Annotated in this window: 1 protein-coding gene; it reads right to left on the bottom strand. The window is 64.9% G+C overall.

Annotated features, from left to right (window positions below; all coding sequences use genetic code 11):
* Window positions 1-37 precede the first annotated feature (37 nt).
* Window positions 38-1,324 (bottom strand): IS256 family transposase, encoded by a 1,287-nt coding sequence (locus tag AB0B85_RS33575; RefSeq protein ID WP_357413801.1) that lies wholly within the window; start codon window positions 1,322-1,324, stop codon window positions 38-40.
* Window positions 1,325-1,357: the final 33 nt, after the last annotated feature.

Genomic DNA, 1,357 nt, shown 5'->3' on the forward strand with positions numbered 1-1,357 from the left:
GGGGCTGTCTCGCTAACGGTGTTTCCGGCGATCTTGGTTAGTAGGTTTCAGCGGCTGGGAAGCGGTCGCTGAAGGTGATGGCGAAGGCGTTCAGGGCGGGTTTCCAGCGCATCGTCCATCGGGTTCTGCCTGCTCCGGTGGGATCCAGGGATCGGGTCACCAGGTACAGACACTTCAACGCGGCCTGCTCGTTGGGGAAGTGGCCACGGGCTTTCACGGCCCGCCGGTAGCGGGCGTTCAACGACTCGATCGCGTTCGTGGAGCAGATGACCTTGCGGATCTCCAGGTCGTAGTCGAGGAACGGGATGAACTCCGCCCAGGCGTTGTCCCACAACCGGATCACCGCCGGATACCGGCCACGCCACTTGTCGGCCAGGTCGTCGAACGCCGCTCGGGCGGCGTCGGCGTTGACGGCCGTGTAGATCGGCTTGATGTCCCGCTTGATCTCGTCCCAGTACTTGCGCGAGGTGAGCCGGAACGTGTTGCGGATCAGGTGGATCACGCACGTCTGCACCACGGTCCGGGGCCATACGTTCGTTACGACCTCCGGCAGGCCTTTCAGACCGTCGCAGACGAGGAAGAACACGTCCTTCACGCCGCGGTTGCGCAGGTCGGTCAGCACGCTCATCCAGAACTTGGCGCCCTCACCACCCGAGCCGGCCCACAACCCGAGGACATCCTTCTCGCCGTCGAGGGTGACCCCGATCGCGGCGTAGAACGGCCGGTTCGCCACCTGCCCATCACGCACCTTGACCACGATCGCGTCGATGAACACCGCCGCGTAGATCTCATCCAACGGGCGATGCGACCAGTCGGTCATCTCCTCGATCACCTTGTCAGTGATCCGCGAGATCGTCTCCTTCGACACCGACGCGCCGTAGATCTCGGCGAAGTGCGCGCTGATCTCCCCGGTCGTCAAACCCTTGGCATACAGCGACAACACGACCTCGTCGACCCCCGACAGGCGCCGCTGCCGCTTCTTGACGATCTGAGGCTCGAACGTGCCTGCCCTGTCCCGCGGCACGTCGATCTGCACCGGTCCGCCGGCCTCGGTCAGGACCGTCTTCGACCGGCTGCCGTTGCGGACGTTGCCCGACCCGGCACCGGCCTGCTCATGCTTCTCATAGCCGAGATGATCGGTCATCTCCTCGTTGAGCGCGGTCTCCAGGACCGTCTTGGTCAACTGCTTGAGCAACCCGTCCGGGCCGGTCAACGACAGGCCCTGTTCCTTAGCTGCCCGGACCAGCTCGGCGGCGGCTCTCGCCTCCGCCGACGGCTCGGGTCGCTTCTTACGTCCGGTCTGGTCGTTCAGTGTCGCGGTCATCACGGCACCCTCCTCACCAGGCACAACGCCTGG

This window comes from Micromonospora sp. NPDC049044 (assembly GCF_040649215.1).
Classification (GTDB): Bacteria; Actinomycetota; Actinomycetes; order Mycobacteriales; family Micromonosporaceae; genus Micromonospora.